Origin of the sequence: Streptococcus oralis (genome assembly GCF_023109195.1) — a bacterium.
GTDB lineage: Bacteria > Bacillota > Bacilli > Lactobacillales > Streptococcaceae > Streptococcus > Streptococcus oralis_BV.
The window spans coordinates 831,397-846,791 of record NZ_JALDUB010000001.1 but is presented as its reverse complement, the minus strand read 5'-3'; the positions used below and the strand labels follow the sequence as shown (position 1 = coordinate 846,791).

Sequence of the window (15,395 nt, the reverse complement as noted above, 5' to 3'; positions counted from 1 at the left end):
GAGATATGATGACGATTAAATTAATTGCAACAGACATGGATGGAACCTTGCTAGACCAGAGAGGTCAGCTAGATCTGCCCCGCTTGGAAAAGATTTTAGATCAGCTGGATCAAAGGGATATCCGTTTTGTCATTGCGACAGGGAATGAAGTCCATCGGATGAGGCAATTATTAGAACACTTGGCGAGTCGAGTAGTCCTGGTTGTTGCCAACGGTGCGCGGATATTTGAGTATGATACATTACTTCAGGCTCAGACTTGGGATGATGCTATGGTTGACAAGGCTCTCCTTCATTTTAAAGGGAGGGAGTGTCGAGATCAGTTCGTCGTCACTAGTATGAACGGGAGTTTTGTCAAGGAAGGAACGGTTTTTACAGACCTGGAAAAATTTATGACTCCAGAGATGATTGAAAAACTTTACCAAAGGACCAATTTTGTGGAAGAGTTACAAGCTGACCTCTTTGGTGGAGTGCTAAAGATGAGCATGGTCGTTGGAGAGGAACGTTCTAATCCAGTTTTGCAGGAAATCAATGACCTCTTTGATGGTCGTGTAAGAGCTGTTTCTAGCGGTTATGGGTGCATTGACATCCTCCAAGCTGGGATTCACAAGGCCTGGGGATTGGAAGAATTACTCAAGCGCTGGAATTTGCAATCGGAACAGATCATGGCTTTTGGTGATAGCGAAAATGATGTCGAAATGTTAGAGCTGGCTGGAATTGCCTATGCTATGGAAAATGCAGATGATAATGTCAAGGCAGTTGCGACTGCTCTAGCACCAGCTAACAGCCAGGCGGGCGTTTATCAAGTTCTAGAGAATTGGTTAGAGAAAGAGGGATAGGGTGGCAGTACAGTTATTAGAAAATTGGCTCCTAAAAGAGCAGACAAAAATTCAAACCAAGTATCGTGAATTGAATCAAGTATCTGTTCTAGAGCCAGATATCATCTTTATTGGTGATTCGATAGTGGAGTATTACCCTCTTCAAGAGTTGTTGGGAACTGCCAAGACGATTGTTAATCGTGGCATCCGAGGCTATCAGACGAGATTGTTATTAGAGAATTTGGATGCCCATCTTTATGGTGATGCTGTCGATCAAATTGTTCTCTTAATTGGGACAAATGATATTGGAAAAGATATTCCCATGAATGATGCTTTGGATAATCTTGAGCGTGTAATCCAATCGATTGCCCGAGAATATCCGCTGTCACAAATAAAGCTCCTTTCCATTCTGCCAGTCAATGAGGGAGAAGAATACAAGCAGACAGTATATATTCGTACCAATGAAAAGATCAGAGAATGGAATCAAGCCTATGAGGCTCTAGTCTCCGCCTATATGCAAGTAGATTTTCTACCAATTTATGATAGTTTGGCAGATTCAGAAGGGCAACTTCAATCAGCCTATACAACAGATGGGCTCCATCTAAGTGTAGCCGGTTATCAAGCCTTATCAGAAGCCTTAAAAGGGGTTCTTTTCTAAAGAAACGGCTTGATTTTGCATTTTTTTTGAAGATAGGTTATAATAGTTCTAACATCCTGGGGTCGTTACGGATTCGACAGGCATTATGAGGCATATTTTGCAACCCGTGTGGCGACGTAAACGCTCAGTTAAATATAACTGCAAAAAATAACACTTCTTACGCTCTAGCTGCCTAAAAACCAGCAGGCGTGACCTGATTTGGATTGCTCGTGTTCAATGACAGGTCTTATGATTAGCGAGATACGATCAAGCCTTGTCTAGTGGTTTGATAAGAGATTAATAGACTCGCAGTTCCTAGGCTTGAGTTATGTGTCTAGGGATTGTTAAAACAATACATAACCTATGGTTGTAGACAAATATGTTGGCAGGTGTTTGGACGTGGGTTCGACTCCCACCGGCTCCATTATGAACAGGTATACAGTAGATTTTTTCCAAATTATATCCTTTGTTGTATCCTTCGTTGTATCCTATTTATTCTAGTGTGTTAGTGGAGAATTACTCAAGAGGCTGAAGAGGACGGTTTGCTAAATCGTTAGGTCGGGTAACTGGCGCGGGGGTTCGAATCCCCCATTCTCCGTTAGATAAACCCAGTGTTTTTCTAAACAACTATCCTTGGAGGTAGTCTCCAAGAGTAAATTTTCATAAAGAGGTGAAACATGAAAAAGATCAAGTTACTAAGTATCTTAGCACTTTCAACAGTTGTCTTGGGTGCATGTTCTGTATTTTCTAATCAGTCATCTGAAGCTTCTTCTGATAACAAGGAGAATACGGAACAAGTTGAGAAGAAAGATGAAGCTGCAGAAGTTAAAGAAAAAGTTACAAAAGATGCTGAGATTCTCTTAGACTCAGTTCTTACTAGCGACTCTGCTCGATTTAAGAAGATTTATGGCGACACTTATGAAAAATGGACTGAGGCAGTATTTGCTGTACAAACAAGTGAAAAAATCAAAGAAGAAGGGCTTTCACCTGCATCTACCTATTCAGTACAATGGCACAAAGATTTCCCTGTAGAAACTCCAGAAGAAACCATTTCAGGTTTCTTGAAGATGAGACGTAGATTATATCAAGATATCGGTTCTTACACTGTTAAAGACGTGAAGGTTGATGAATCAGGAAATACAGCGACTGTTACTTTCAACTCTAAGAAGTTACACTCTAAAGGATTGGCTTCATCTACAAGGGAAGTTCTCACTACTCTTATTGGAGGTGTTGATAACCTAGGTAAATACAATCAAGCTGGTTCAAACGTTGACATCAAGCGTTACCAAACATTGGTTTCTTACTGGATTTTTGAGCATCTATTTAAGAAAGATTTCTCAACCTACAGTGACGTTGACCCTAACTTAGCTCATACACCTTTCACTACTGGTGATTTTGATACTGAAATCAAATTAACAAAGGATAAGGATGGAAACTGGCTGATTTCTCAAGAAGATTACCGTACTTTGGCGACAGAGTTGCTTGATGATACAGAAGGTTATGATAAAATTGTCCGTAAAAACTCAACTAAGTCTAATGATAAATCAACAGACAAGTCTTCTGATAAATCTTCAAACAAATCCACTGATAAATCAACAGACAAATCTTCAGATAAAAAAGATAAAAGCAATATCTAATCACAAGATTTAGAAGAAAAACAAGTAGTCCTAATAAACTACTTGTTTTTTTATGAAATCAAAGTGATTCTAGGATAGGGAAGGATACAGAAAAAAATAGTGTGATAGTTAGAGTAACTCAGCCTTTCATTTCTATGTATTGTTCTTAGAACGATAAAAAAACTGCATTGAGGTGCAGTTTTTCTTTTTTCTACGGAAGACATGGGATTCGAACCCACGCACGCTGTTACACGCCTACCGCGTTTCCAACACGGCCTCTTAAGCCTCTTGAGTAATCTTCCAATACTTACTCAAATAGTCTACCATAAAGCCACTTATCTTGCAATAAAAATTTTGGAAATAAGAAAAATGATAGAAATTGAAAGAAAATGATAAAAAATGCTTGACTTTGATAGAAATTGTGCTAGAATGAATAGTGTAAACGATAACAGGAGGTGATTTGGTGTTAAAAACTGAGCGGAAGCAACTGATTTTAGAGGAGTTAAATCAACATCATGTAGTTTCCCTAGAAAAATTGGTTAGTCTATTAGAAACATCAGAATCAACGGTTCGAAGAGATTTGGATGAGCTGGAGGCGGAAAACAAACTTCGCCGTGTGCATGGTGGAGCAGAATTGCCCCACTCCTTGCAGGAAGAAGAAACCATCCAAGAAAAATCTGTCAAAAACCTTCAAGAGAAGAAGCTACTGGCTCAGAAAGCAGCCTCTCTTATTAAGGAAAAAGATGTCATTTTTATCGATGCTGGAACGACAACTGCTTTTTTAATCAAGGAATTGGTTAATAAGAATATTACAGTTGTGACCAACTCCATTCACCATGCGGTTCAGTTGGTTGAAAAACAGATTCCAACTGTCATGGTTGGAGGAAGTGTCAAGATGGCAACAGATGCATGTATCGGTGGTGTTGCTCTTAACCAAATCAATCAATTGCACTTTGACCGTGCCTTTGTTGGGATGAATGGTGTAGACGATGGTTATTATACGACTCCTGATATGGAGGAGGGAGCCGTTAAGCGTGCTATTTTAGAGAATGCCAAACAAACCTATGTCTTAGTGGATTCGTCTAAGATTGGACAAACTTGCTTTGCCAAGGTAGCACCACTTAAACGCGCTATTGTCATCACAAGTCAAGGGCATGAGCTCTTGCAGGCTATTAAGAAGAAAACGGAGGTAATAGAAGTATGATTTATACAGTCACACTCAATCCATCCATTGACTATATCGTGCGCTTGGACCAAGTTCAAGTCGGTAGTGTCAATCGTATGGACAGTGATGATAAGTTTGCTGGTGGGAAAGGAATCAATGTCAGTCGTGTTTTGAAACGCTTGGGTATTCCAAATACTGCGACTGGATTTATCGGAGGTTTTACTGGTAAATTTATCACAGATACCCTTACAGAGGAAGAAATCGAAACTCGTTTTGTCCAAGTAGCAGAAGATACTCGCATCAATGTCAAGATTAAAGCAGACCAAGAAACAGAAATCAACGGGACTGGTCCAAATGTGGAACCGGCTCAGCTAGAAGAATTGAAAGCTATTTTGTCTAGTTTGACAGCAGATGATACGGTTGTGTTTGCGGGTTCGAGTGCTAAGAATCTAGGTAATGTTATTTACAAAGATTTGATTGCCTTGACACGCCAGACTGGTGCGCAAGTGGTTTGTGACTTTGAAGGACAGACCTTGATTGATAGTTTGGACTACCAGCCACTTTTGGTTAAACCAAACAATCACGAGCTTGGAGCTATCTTTGGAGTGAAACTCGAAAGTTTAGATGAAATCGAGAACTATGCTCGTCAGTTACTGGCCAAAGGAGCTCAAAACGTTATTATCTCCATGGCTGGCGACGGTGCTCTTCTTGTCACATCTGAGGGAGCTTACTTCGCCAAACCTATCAAGGGAACAGTCAAAAATTCAGTCGGGGCTGGTGACTCTATGGTAGCTGGATTTACAGGTCAATTTGTCAAATCAAAAGACGCAATAGAAGCCTTCAAATGGGGAGTTGCTTGTGGCACAGCAACGACCTTCTCAGATGACTTGGCAACAGCGGACTTTATTAAAGAAACATATGAAAAAGTTGAGGTAGAAAAACGATGAAAATTCAAGACCTATTGAGAAAAGATGTCATGTTGCTGGATTTACAGGCAACTGAAAAAACAGCTGTCATCGAAGAGATGATTCATAGCTTGGTAGATCACGGTTACGTGACGGATTTTGAAACCTTTAAAGAAGGAATTTTAGCGCGTGAAGCTCTCACTTCCACTGGTTTGGGTGATGGAATCGCTATGCCTCACAGTAAAAATTCTGCTGTCAAAGAAGCAACGGTTCTCTTTGCTAAGTCAAACAAGGGTGTTGACTACGAAAGCTTGGATGGGCAACCAACAGACCTCTTCTTCATGATTGCTGCTCCAGAAGGTGCCAATGATACTCACTTAGCAGCCTTGGCAGAATTGTCTCAATACTTGATGAAAGATGGTTTTGCTGATAAACTTCGTCAAGTAACATCTGCAGATCAAGTTATCGAACTTTTTGACCAAGCTTCAGAAAAAGCTGAGGAGCCTGTTCAAGCACCTGCCAATGAATCTGGCGACTTTATCGTAGCTGTTACAGCTTGTACGACAGGTATCGCCCACACTTATATGGCCCAAGAAGCCCTTCAAAAAGTGGCTGCTGAAATGGGTGTTGGGATCAAGGTTGAAACCAATGGTGCTAGCGGTGTTGGAAATCAACTAACTGCAGAGGACATCCGCAAGGCTAAAGCTGTTATCATCGCTGCAGACAAGGCAGTTGAGATGGATCGTTTCGATGGTAAACCTTTGGTTAACCGTCCGGTTGCAGACGGTATCCGTAAGACGGAAGAATTGATCAACTTGGCTCTTTCAGGAGATGCTGAAGTTTACCATGCTGCTAATGGAGCAAAAGCTGCAACAGCATCTAACGAAAAACAAAGTCTTGGTGGTGCTTTCTACAAACACTTGATGAGTGGTGTATCTCAAATGTTGCCATTCGTTATCGGTGGTGGTATCATGATTGCCCTTGCCTTCTTGATCGACGGAGCTTTTGGTGTGCCACAAGATAGTCTTGGTAATCTCGGATCTTACCATGAGCTAGCTTCTATGTTCATGAAAATCGGTGGAGCAGCCTTTGGCTTGATGCTTCCAGTTTTTGCAGGCTACGTAGCCTACTCTATCGCCGAAAAACCAGGTTTGGTAGCAGGTTTTGTGGCTGGTGCTATTGCCAAAGAAGGTTTTGCCTTTGGTAAAATTCCTTATGCCGCAGGTGGTGAAGCAACTTCAACTCTTGCAGGTGTCTCATCTGGTTTCCTAGGTGCACTTGTTGGTGGATTTATCGCAGGAGCCTTGGTTCTTGCTATCAAGAAATATGTCAAAGTTCCTCGTTCACTTGAAGGTGCTAAATCAATCCTTCTCTTGCCACTTTTTGGAACAATTTTGACTGGATTTGTCATGCTAGCTGTCAACATCCCAATGGCAAGAATCAACACCGATATGAATGCCTTCCTAGGCGGTCTTGGAGGAGGTTCAGCTGTCCTTCTTGGTATCGTTCTTGGAAGCATGATGGCTGTTGACATGGGTGGACCAGTCAACAAAGCTGCTTATGTCTTTGGTACAGGTACGCTTGCAGCGACTGTTTCTTCAGGTGGTTCTGTAGCTATGGCAGCAGTTATGGCCGGAGGAATGGTTCCACCACTTGCCATCTTTGTCGCAACCCTTCTCTTTAAAGATAAATTTACCAAAGAAGAACGCAACTCTGGTTTGACAAACATCATCATGGGCTTGTCATTTATCACTGAGGGAGCGATCCCATTTGGTGCAGCAGACCCAGCTCGTGCGATTCCTAGCTTCATCCTTGGTTCGGCAGTAGCAGGCGGACTCGTTGGTCTTGCAGGAATCAAACTCATGGCGCCACACGGAGGAATCTTCGTCATCGCTCTTACTTCAAATGACCTTGCCTTTGTATTGGTTGGCGCAATTGTAAGTGGTGTGGTTTATGGTTACCTACGCAAACCACAAGCATAAAAAGGATTAGAATAGAAAGATTGTTACCATTTGGTGCAATCTTTTTCTCTATTCGAAATGGCTGTGAAATATGGTATAATAAAAGAATGGCAAACAAGAATACTACAAAAACAAGACGGAGACCGTCTAAAGCAGAACTCGAAAGAAAACAGGCTATCCAGAGGATGTTGATTTCCTTAGGAATTGCCTTGTTATTGATTATTGCAGCCCTCAAACTCGGTGCAGCAGGTGTCACTCTTTACAATCTCATTCGACTGGTGGTCGGAAGTTTGGCCTATGTGGCCATAGGTGGTCTCCTCATCTATCTTTTTCTTTTTAAATGGATCCGCAAGCAAGAGGGACTTCTGTCAGGATTTCTCTGTATCTTTGCTGGCTTACTCTTGATTTTTGAGGCCTACTTGGTATGGAAATATGGCTTGGAGCAGTCAGTCCTAAAAGGGACCCTGTCTCAAGTTATGACGGACCTGACTGGTATGCGGGTGACTAGCTTTGCTGGTGGAGGCCTGCTTGGTGTTGGACTCTATATCCCCATATCCTTTCTTTTCTCCAATATCGGATCGTACTTTATTGGAGTTCTCTTGATTCTAGTTGGGGCACTCTTGGTTAGTCCCTGGTCTATTTATGATGTTGCAGCCTTTATTGGAGCTCAGTTCAGATCCTTCATAGAAAAACAGGAACAGAGAAAACAGGAACGCTTCATCAAGAGAGAAGAAGAGAAGGCTCGTCAAGAAGCTGAAGAAGCCGCCAGAATTCAGAGAGAACAAGAAGAACAGGATGCATTACCGCTTCCTCCTGTAGATCCTGAAACGGGAGAAATCTTATCAGAGGTACCAGACTACGATTTCCCCCAAATTCCTGAGGAAGAGTGGATCGAACCGGAGATTATCCTCCCTCAAACTGATTTTGACGTTCCAGATGTGGAAGAAGACTTTGAGGATGAAGAGGTGCAGGTTGATTTTTCTGCCAAAGAAGCTCTCGAATACAAACTGCCAAGCTTGCAACTCTTTGCGCCAGATAAACCCAAAGATCAGTCCAAGGAAAAGAAGATTGTTCGAGAAAATATCAAAATTTTAGAAGAAACCTTTGCTAGCTTTGGTATCAAGGTGACGGTGGAACGGGCTGAAATAGGACCATCAGTTACCAAGTATGAAGTCAAGCCAGCAGTTGGTGTACGGGTTAACCGCATTTCCAATCTGGCAGATGACTTAGCGCTAGCTCTGGCGGCCAAGGACGTCCGGATTGAGGCACCAATACCTGGTAAATCCTTAGTCGGAATTGAGGTTCCTAACTCAGAAATCGCGACTGTTTCCTTCCGAGAACTCTGGGAACAGTCTCAGACTAAACCAGAAAATCTCCTCGAAATTCCTCTGGGTAAGGCTGTCAATGGAACTGCCCGCACCTTTGACCTTTCCAAGATGCCCCACCTACTCGTTGCAGGTTCGACGGGATCAGGGAAATCAGTCGCAGTTAACGGTATTATTGCTAGCATTCTGATGAAAGCAAGACCAGACCAAGTCAAGTTTATGATGGTGGATCCAAAGATGGTTGAGCTATCAGTTTACAACGACATTCCTCATCTCTTGATCCCAGTTGTGACCAATCCACGCAAGGCCAGCAAGGCCCTGCAAAAGGTTGTGGATGAGATGGAAAACCGTTACGAACTCTTTGCCAAGGTTGGTGTGCGAAATATCGCTGGTTACAATGCCAAGGTTGAGGAATTTAATAGCCAATCTGAGTACAAACAAGTACCGCTGCCTTTGATTGTTGTCATTGTGGATGAGTTGGCAGACCTCATGATGGTGGCTAGCAAGGAAGTGGAAGATGCCATTATTCGTCTCGGACAGAAAGCGCGTGCCGCAGGGATTCACATGATTCTCGCAACGCAGCGTCCATCGGTTGATGTTATCTCTGGTCTTATCAAAGCCAATGTCCCATCTCGTGTGGCTTTTGCAGTCTCATCAGGTACAGATTCACGAACCATCTTGGATGAGAATGGAGCAGAAAAACTGCTTGGTCGAGGAGATATGCTCTTTAAACCAATTGATGAAAATCATCCAGTCCGTCTGCAAGGTTCCTTTATCTCGGATGATGATGTTGAACGTATCGTAAACTTCATCAAGGCTCAGGCAGATGCGGACTACGATGACAGCTTTGACCCAGGAGATGTTCCTGAAAATGAAGGAGATTTTTCTGATGGTGAAGCTGGTGGCGATCCGCTTTTTGAAGAAGCTAAGGCTTTGGTTATCGAAACCCAGAAAGCTAGCGCTTCAATGATTCAGCGTCGTTTGTCAGTTGGATTTAATCGTGCGACCCGCCTGATGGAAGAACTCGAAATGGCAGGTGTCATCGGTCCAGCTGAGGGAACCAAACCACGAAAAGTATTGCAACAATAAAAAAATAGCTTCTTTCCAAATTTGGAAAGAAGCTATTTTGGTGATTACTGGTTCGTTTTAGTTTCAGAACTCGTCGTATTTGACTGTGTTCCATTATCGCTTGTTTCTTTATTTGTAGCTGGTGTAGAAGAGTCCTGAGTTGTTGTTTTCTGTTCTTCTTTTTTCTCCTCTTTCGTGTTTGATTGAGAAGTTTCTTCTTGTGGGGTATTTTCTTTAGTAGAAGTGTTGTCCTTGTTAGGTGTAGTATTTTCCTGAGGGGATTCCTTTTGAATTTCCTTGACAACAGTTGTTTGGGTTGTCGTCGGTTCTTTCTTGTTGTTTTTGTTATTATCCATGGCGTTCATGATGGTGATAGTAGCAGTGATGAGACCAAGGATACTACCGATGGTAGCAATCGTTTTTTGAAAGACAGTAAATCCCTTTTTGATGTGTTCTGTTTTTGGTTTTGAAGTTCTACGATAGTTAGACATGATACTCTCCTTTAATTATGATTTATTATACCTCATTTCTTTAAAAAAATCTTAAAAAAAGAGAAACCTCCCTTTCTTGTCGCAGGTCTCTTTTCGTGATACAATAGAAGGAGTGATTTTAGAAAGCGTGAGAAAACATGATCTACTTTGATAATTCGGCGACAACCAAGCCTTATCCTGAAGCACTTGAAACTTACATGCAGGTCGCTTCAAAAATTGTAGGAAATCCGTCTAGTCTCCATCGTTTGGGAGATCAGGCAACACGAATTTTAGATGCTTCCCGGCAGCAAATTGCAGATTTGATTGGGAAGAAGAGTGATGAAATCTTCTTTACCTCTGGCGGAACAGAAGGGGATAACTGGATCATCAAGGGTGTGGCCTTTGAAAAAGCCCAGTTTGGCAAGCACATCATCGTATCAGCCATTGAGCATCCAGCAGTCAAGGAGTCAGCCATCTGGCTGAAAAGTCAAGGTTTTGAGGTAGATTTTGCCCCAGTTGATGAGAAAGGATTTGTAGATGTCAAGGCTCTAGCAAGTTTGATTCGATCGGATACAACGTTAATTTCGGTCATGGCAGTTAACAATGAAATCGGATCTATCCAGCCTATTGAGGCTATCTCAGAACTGTTGGCAGATAAGCCGACTATTTCCTTCCACGTTGATGCAGTTCAGGCACTTGCTAAGATTCCGACTGAAAAATACCTGACGGATCGGGTGGATTTTGCAACCTTTTCGAGCCATAAGTTTCATGGTGTCAGAGGTGTTGGCCTTGTCTATATCAAGTCTGGTAAGAAGATTACGCCTCTTTTAACAGGTGGTGGTCAAGAGGGAGACTATCGTTCGACAACTGAGAATGTAGCAGGGATTGCAGCAACAGCCAAGGCCCTCCGTTTGTCTATGGAAAAATTAGCTATCTTTGCTAGCAAGACAGGGCAGATGAAGGCAGTCATTCGTCAAGCCCTTCTGGATTATCCAGATATTTTTGTCTTTTCGGATGAGGAAGACTTTGCCCCTCATATCCTGACTTTTGGGATTAAGGGGGTTCGTGGAGAAGTCATCGTTCATGCATTTGAAGACTATGATATTTTCATTTCCACAACCTCTGCTTGTTCGTCCAAGGCAGGGAAACCTGCAGGCACCTTGATAGCCATGGGAGTGGACAAAGATAAGGCCCAGTCAGCTGTTCGCCTAAGCCTAGACTTGGAAAATGATATGAGTCAAGTCGAGCAGTTCTTGACCAAGCTAAAATTAATTTACAATCAAACTAGAAAAGTAAGATAGGAGCATTTATGCAGTATTCAGAGATTATGATTCGCTATGGAGAATTGTCAACCAAACACAAAAATCGTATGCGTTTCATCAATAAACTTCGTAATAATATTTCAGACGTTTTGTCTATCTATCCTCAAGTTAAGGTAACCGCAGATCGCGACCGTGCCCACGCATACCTCAATGGAGCTGATTATACAGCAGTAGCAGAATCTCTCAAACAAGTTTTTGGAATTCAAAATTTTTCTCCTGTTTATAAGATTGAAAAGTCAGTGGAAATTCTGAAGTCTGCTGTCCAAGAGATTATGAAGGAAATCTATAAGGAAGGGATGACCTTTAAGATTTCTAGTAAGCGTAGCGACCACAACTTTGAATTGGATAGTCGTGAACTCAATCAAACTCTCGGTGGAGCTGTTTTCGAGGCCATTCCAAACGTACAAGCTCAGATGAAAAATCCAGATATTAATCTTCAGGTTGAGATTCGTGAAGAGGCTGCCTATCTTTCCTATGAAACTTTTCGTGGAGCAGGAGGATTACCTGTGGGAAGTTCTGGTAAAGGTATGCTCATGTTGTCAGGAGGGATTGACTCACCTGTAGCTGGTTATTTAGCTCTTAAACGTGGTGTAGATATTGAGGCGGTCCACTTTGCCAGTCCGCCATACACTAGTCCTGGTGCCCTCAAGAAAGCCCACGATTTGACTCGAAAATTGACCAAGTTTGGTGGCAATATCCAGTTTATCGAAGTGCCTTTCACTGAGATTCAAGAAGAAATCAAGGCTAAGGCGCCAGAAGCCTACCTCATGACCTTGACCCGTCGTTTTATGATGCGCATTACCGACCGTATTCGTGAGATACGAAATGGTTTAGTTATCATCAATGGGGAAAGTCTTGGCCAAGTAGCTAGCCAAACTTTGGAAAGCATGCAGACGATCAACGCTGTGACTAGCACTCCAATTATTCGTCCCGTGGTTACGATGGACAAGTTGGAAATCATTGACATCGCGCAGGAAATCGATACCTTTGAAATTTCAATTCAGCCTTTTGAGGACTGCTGTACTATTTTTGCGCCTGATCGTCCTAAGACTAATCCTAAGATAGAGAATGCTGAGCAGTATGAAAAACGCATGGATGTTGAAGGCTTGGTTGAGCGAGCAGTGGCAGGGATTATGATCACTAAGATCACACCTCAAGCTGAAAAAGATGCTGTCGATGAGTTAATTGATAATCTCCTCTAATCAGAAAATCCAGAAGAATTTAGAATATTAAATGAAAAAAGTTAGTTATTTATCCTTAAAATGGACAATTACTGACTTTTTTTCTATTTTTATGGTATAATGAGATAAAATTTTGAATATAGAGAGTTTTCTGACAATGAATCATTCCTACTTTTACTTAAAAATGAAAGAACACAAACTCAAGGTTCCTTATACTGGAAAAGAGCGTCGTGTGCGTGTGCTCCTGCCAAAGGATTATGAGAAAGACACAGACCGTTTTTACCCTGTTGTTTACTTTCATGATGGGCAAAATGTCTTTTACAGCAAGGAGTCCTATATCGGACACTCTTGGAAGATTATTCCAGCCATTAAGCGGAATCCTGACATCAGTCGCATGATTGTTGTTGCTATTGACAATGATGGTATGGGACGGATGAATGAGTATGCGGCTTGGAAGTTTCAAGAATCTCCTATCCCAGGCCAGCAGTTTGGTGGTAAGGGTGTGGAGTATGCCGAGTTTGTCATGGAGGTGGTCAAGCCTTTTATTGATGAGACCTACCGTACTAAAGCTGATCGCCAGCATACGGCTATGATTGGTTCGTCACTAGGAGGCAATATTACCCAGTTTATCGGACTAGAGTACCAAGACCGAATTGGTTGTCTAGGTGTCTTTTCATCTGCTAACTGGCTTCACCAAGAAGCCTTTAACCGCTATATCGAGCGCAAGAAATTGACGCCTGAACAGCGCATTTTCATCTATGTAGGGACAGAAGAAGCAGACGATACGGATAAGACCTTGATGGCTGGCAATATCAAGCAAGCCTATATCGACTCGTCGCTTCGCTATTACCATGATTTGATTGCAGGTGGAGTAGGCTTGGATAATCTAGTCCTGAAAGTTCAGTCTGGTGCTATCCATAGTGAAATACCTTGGTCGGAAAATTTACCAGACTGTCTCCGATTTTTTGCAGAGAAATGGTAAGTTAGGAAAGGAGAAAGCCAATGCATATTGAAAACCTTAGCCACTGGAGTGGCCACCTCAACCGTGAAATGTACCTCAACCGTTATGGACATGCTGGGATTCCAGTTGTGGTTTTTGCTTCATCTGGTGGCAGTCACAATGAATACTATGATTTTGGCATGATTGATGCCTGTGCTTCCTTTATCGAAGAAGGCCGTGTCCAATTCTTTACCCTATCTAGTGTGGATAGTGAGAGCTGGCTGGCTACTTGGAAAAATAGTCATGACCAAGCGGAGATGCATCGAGCTTACGAACGTTATGTGATTGAGGAGGCGACTCCTTTTATCAAGCATAAGACAGGTTGGTTTGATGGGATGATGACGACGGGGTGTTCGATGGGAGCCTACCATGCACTCAATTTCTTCCTCCAGCATCCAGATGTCTTTACCAAGGTTATTGCCCTCAGTGGTGTTTATGATGCCCGCTTCTTCGTTGGAGATTACTACAATGACGATGCCATTTACCAAAACTCTCCAGTCGATTATATTTGGAATCAGAATGACGGATGGTTTATCGATCGTTACCGTCAGGCTGAGATTGTCGTCTGTACAGGTCTCGGTGCTTGGGAACAAGATGGTCTGCCATCCTTCTACAAGCTCAAAGAAGCCTTTGACCAGAAACAAATTCCAGCATGGTTTGCTGAATGGGGGCACGATGTTGCCCACGACTGGGAATGGTGGCGTAAACAAATGCCCTATTTTCTTGGACACCTGTATCTATAAAAGGAGTTGCCTATGAATTACCTTGTTATTTCTCCCTACTATCCGCAAAACTTCCAACAGTTTACCATCGAGCTAGCCAATAAAGGCATCACCGTTTTGGGAATTGGTCAGGAGCCTTACGAACAACTGGATGAGCCTTTGCGCAATAGCTTGACCGAGTATTTCCGTGTGGACAATCTTGAAAATATAGATGAAGTCAAACGCGCAGTTGCCTTTCTTTTCTACAAGCATGGTCCTATCGACCGCATTGAGTCCCACAATGAATACTGGCTTGAGCTAGACGCAACACTCAGAGAACAATTCAATGTCTTTGGTGCCAAACCTGAAGATCTTAAAAAAACCAAGTTTAAGTCTGAGATGAAGAAACTCTTCCAGAAGGCAGGCGTACCAGTTGTACCAGGCGCTGTTATTCAGACAGAAGCAGATGTAGACCAAGCAGTCGATACGATTGGTCTACCAATGATTGCCAAACCTGATAATGGAGTGGGAGCCGCAGCAACCTTTAAGTTGGAAAGTCAGGAAGATGTAGACCGGTTCAAGAAAGAATGGGACCATTCAACCGTTTATTTCTTTGAGAAATTTGTCACTTCTAGTGAAATCTGTACCTTTGACGGGCTTGTGGACAAGGATGGTAATATCGTCTTTTCAACGACTTTCGATTATGCCCATACACCACTTGATCTCATGATTTATAAGATGGACAATTCTTACTATGTGCTTAAGGATATGGATCCTAAGCTGCGCAAGTATGGCGAGGCCATTGTCAAAGAATTTGGAATGAGAGAACGCTTTTTCCATATCGAGTTTTTCCGTGACGGGGACGACTACATTGCCATTGAGTACAATAACCGTCCTGCAGGTGGCTTTACCATTGATGTTTATAACTTTGCTCACTCTTTGGACCTCTATCGTGGCTATGCAGCTATTGTCGCAGGAGAAGAATTCCCAGAGTCAGAATTTGAACCTCAATACTGTCTAGCTACATCACGTCGTGCCAATGCAAAGTATGTCTATTCAGAAGAAGACTTGCTTGCTAAGTACAGCCAGCAATTCAAGGTCAAAAAAATCATGCCAGCAGCCTTTGCAGAGCTACAAGGGGACTACCTTTATATGCTGACCACTCCGAGTCGCCAAGAGATGGAGCAGATGATTGTAGACTTTGGCAAGCGTCAAGAATAACGATTAGG

General features: G+C 42.5%; 13 protein-coding genes, 2 tRNA genes and 1 other RNA gene. 14 read left to right on the top strand and 2 right to left on the bottom strand.

Features of this window, described 5'->3' with window-relative positions:
• Positions 1-8 precede the first annotated feature (8 nt).
• The 5 genes from M1F65_RS04185 (at position 9) to M1F65_RS04165 (ending at position 3,089) form a co-directional block, all read left to right on the top strand.
• The gene (locus M1F65_RS04185; RefSeq protein WP_247925526.1) at positions 9-836 is read left to right on the top strand and encodes a Cof-type HAD-IIB family hydrolase; all 828 of its coding nucleotides are present in this window, start codon (positions 9-11) and stop codon (positions 834-836) included.
• Between the two features lies 1 nt (position 837).
• Positions 838-1,473 (top strand): SGNH/GDSL hydrolase family protein, encoded by a 636-nt coding sequence (locus M1F65_RS04180; RefSeq protein WP_049520745.1) that lies wholly within the window; start codon positions 838-840, stop codon positions 1,471-1,473.
• 58 nt (positions 1,474-1,531) lie between these two features.
• Positions 1,532-1,879, top strand: a transfer-messenger RNA (tmRNA) gene (gene ssrA, locus M1F65_RS04175).
• Between the two features lie 83 nt (positions 1,880-1,962).
• Positions 1,963-2,050, top strand: a tRNA-Ser gene (locus tag M1F65_RS04170).
• 79 nt (positions 2,051-2,129) lie between these two features.
• Entirely contained in the window at positions 2,130-3,089 is a 960-nt protein-coding gene (locus M1F65_RS04165) for a hypothetical protein (RefSeq protein ID WP_000721422.1), read from the top strand.
• A 193-nt stretch (positions 3,090-3,282) separates the two neighbouring features.
• Here M1F65_RS04165 and M1F65_RS04160 read toward each other — a convergent pair.
• A tRNA-Ser gene (locus M1F65_RS04160) sits at positions 3,283-3,370 on the bottom strand.
• A 161-nt stretch (positions 3,371-3,531) separates the two neighbouring features.
• Here M1F65_RS04160 and M1F65_RS04155 point away from each other — a divergent pair.
• The 4 genes from M1F65_RS04155 (at position 3,532) to M1F65_RS04140 (ending at position 9,513) form a co-directional block, all read left to right on the top strand.
• On the top strand, positions 3,532-4,272 hold the full coding sequence (locus tag M1F65_RS04155; RefSeq protein WP_000920647.1) for a DeoR/GlpR family DNA-binding transcription regulator: 741 nt from the start codon (positions 3,532-3,534) through the stop codon (positions 4,270-4,272).
• Positions 4,269-5,180 (top strand): 1-phosphofructokinase, encoded by a 912-nt coding sequence (gene pfkB, locus M1F65_RS04150; protein WP_070696957.1) that lies wholly within the window; start codon positions 4,269-4,271, stop codon positions 5,178-5,180. The genes M1F65_RS04155 and pfkB overlap by 4 nt, the downstream gene beginning before the upstream one ends.
• A complete protein-coding gene (locus M1F65_RS04145; RefSeq protein WP_247925525.1) occupies positions 5,177-7,120 on the top strand; it encodes a PTS fructose transporter subunit IIABC in 1,944 nt (647 codons plus the stop codon). The genes pfkB and M1F65_RS04145 overlap by 4 nt, the downstream gene beginning before the upstream one ends.
• Positions 7,121-7,206: 86 nt before the next feature.
• On the top strand, positions 7,207-9,513 hold the full coding sequence (locus M1F65_RS04140) for a DNA translocase FtsK (RefSeq protein WP_083321239.1): 2,307 nt from the start codon (positions 7,207-7,209) through the stop codon (positions 9,511-9,513).
• 44 nt (positions 9,514-9,557) lie between these two features.
• On the opposite strand, the gene M1F65_RS04135 is transcribed toward M1F65_RS04140, so the two are convergent.
• Complete coding sequence (locus M1F65_RS04135) at positions 9,558-9,983, bottom strand: DUF6556 family protein (RefSeq protein WP_000073914.1); 426 nt, start codon at positions 9,981-9,983, stop codon at positions 9,558-9,560.
• A 137-nt stretch (positions 9,984-10,120) separates the two neighbouring features.
• Between M1F65_RS04135 and M1F65_RS04130 the strand changes: the two genes are divergently transcribed.
• The 5 genes from M1F65_RS04130 to M1F65_RS04110 all read left to right on the top strand — a co-directional run bounded on the left by M1F65_RS04130 (position 10,121) and on the right by M1F65_RS04110 (position 15,387).
• Complete coding sequence (locus M1F65_RS04130; RefSeq protein WP_125384651.1) at positions 10,121-11,263, top strand: cysteine desulfurase family protein; 1,143 nt, start codon at positions 10,121-10,123, stop codon at positions 11,261-11,263.
• A gap of 8 nt (positions 11,264-11,271) precedes the next feature.
• Complete coding sequence (thiI, locus tag M1F65_RS04125) at positions 11,272-12,486, top strand: tRNA uracil 4-sulfurtransferase ThiI (RefSeq protein WP_125384650.1); 1,215 nt, start codon at positions 11,272-11,274, stop codon at positions 12,484-12,486.
• 136 nt (positions 12,487-12,622) lie between these two features.
• Complete coding sequence (locus M1F65_RS04120) at positions 12,623-13,447, top strand: alpha/beta hydrolase (protein WP_001016818.1); 825 nt, start codon at positions 12,623-12,625, stop codon at positions 13,445-13,447.
• A gap of 20 nt (positions 13,448-13,467) precedes the next feature.
• Entirely contained in the window at positions 13,468-14,208 is a 741-nt protein-coding gene (locus M1F65_RS04115; protein WP_095726139.1) for an esterase family protein, read from the top strand.
• A 12-nt stretch (positions 14,209-14,220) separates the two neighbouring features.
• Positions 14,221-15,387: an ATP-grasp domain-containing protein gene (locus M1F65_RS04110; protein ID WP_247925524.1), complete on the top strand. Its 1,167-nt coding sequence runs from the start codon at positions 14,221-14,223 to the stop codon at positions 15,385-15,387.
• Positions 15,388-15,395 lie beyond the last annotated feature (8 nt).

Excerpts from the sequence above, each read along its gene's own strand:
- M1F65_RS04185 (WP_247925526.1), top strand. The coding sequence starts at position 9 with ATGACGATTAAATTAATTGCAACAGACATGGATGGAACCTTGCTAGAC.
- M1F65_RS04165 (WP_000721422.1), top strand. The coding sequence starts at position 2,130 with ATGAAAAAGATCAAGTTACTAAGTATCTTAGCACTTTCAACAGTTGTC.
- pfkB (WP_070696957.1), top strand. The coding sequence starts at position 4,269 with ATGATTTATACAGTCACACTCAATCCATCCATTGACTATATCGTGCGC.
- M1F65_RS04145 (WP_247925525.1), top strand. The coding sequence starts at position 5,177 with ATGAAAATTCAAGACCTATTGAGAAAAGATGTCATGTTGCTGGATTTA.
- M1F65_RS04140 (WP_083321239.1), top strand. The coding sequence starts at position 7,207 with ATGGCAAACAAGAATACTACAAAAACAAGACGGAGACCGTCTAAAGCA.
- M1F65_RS04135 (WP_000073914.1), bottom strand. The coding sequence starts at position 9,983 with ATGTCTAACTATCGTAGAACTTCAAAACCAAAAACAGAACACATCAAA.
- M1F65_RS04130 (WP_125384651.1), top strand. The coding sequence starts at position 10,121 with ATGATCTACTTTGATAATTCGGCGACAACCAAGCCTTATCCTGAAGCA.
- thiI (WP_125384650.1), top strand. The coding sequence starts at position 11,272 with ATGCAGTATTCAGAGATTATGATTCGCTATGGAGAATTGTCAACCAAA.
- M1F65_RS04120 (WP_001016818.1), top strand. The coding sequence starts at position 12,623 with ATGAATCATTCCTACTTTTACTTAAAAATGAAAGAACACAAACTCAAG.
- M1F65_RS04115 (WP_095726139.1), top strand. The coding sequence starts at position 13,468 with ATGCATATTGAAAACCTTAGCCACTGGAGTGGCCACCTCAACCGTGAA.
- M1F65_RS04110 (WP_247925524.1), top strand. The coding sequence starts at position 14,221 with ATGAATTACCTTGTTATTTCTCCCTACTATCCGCAAAACTTCCAACAG.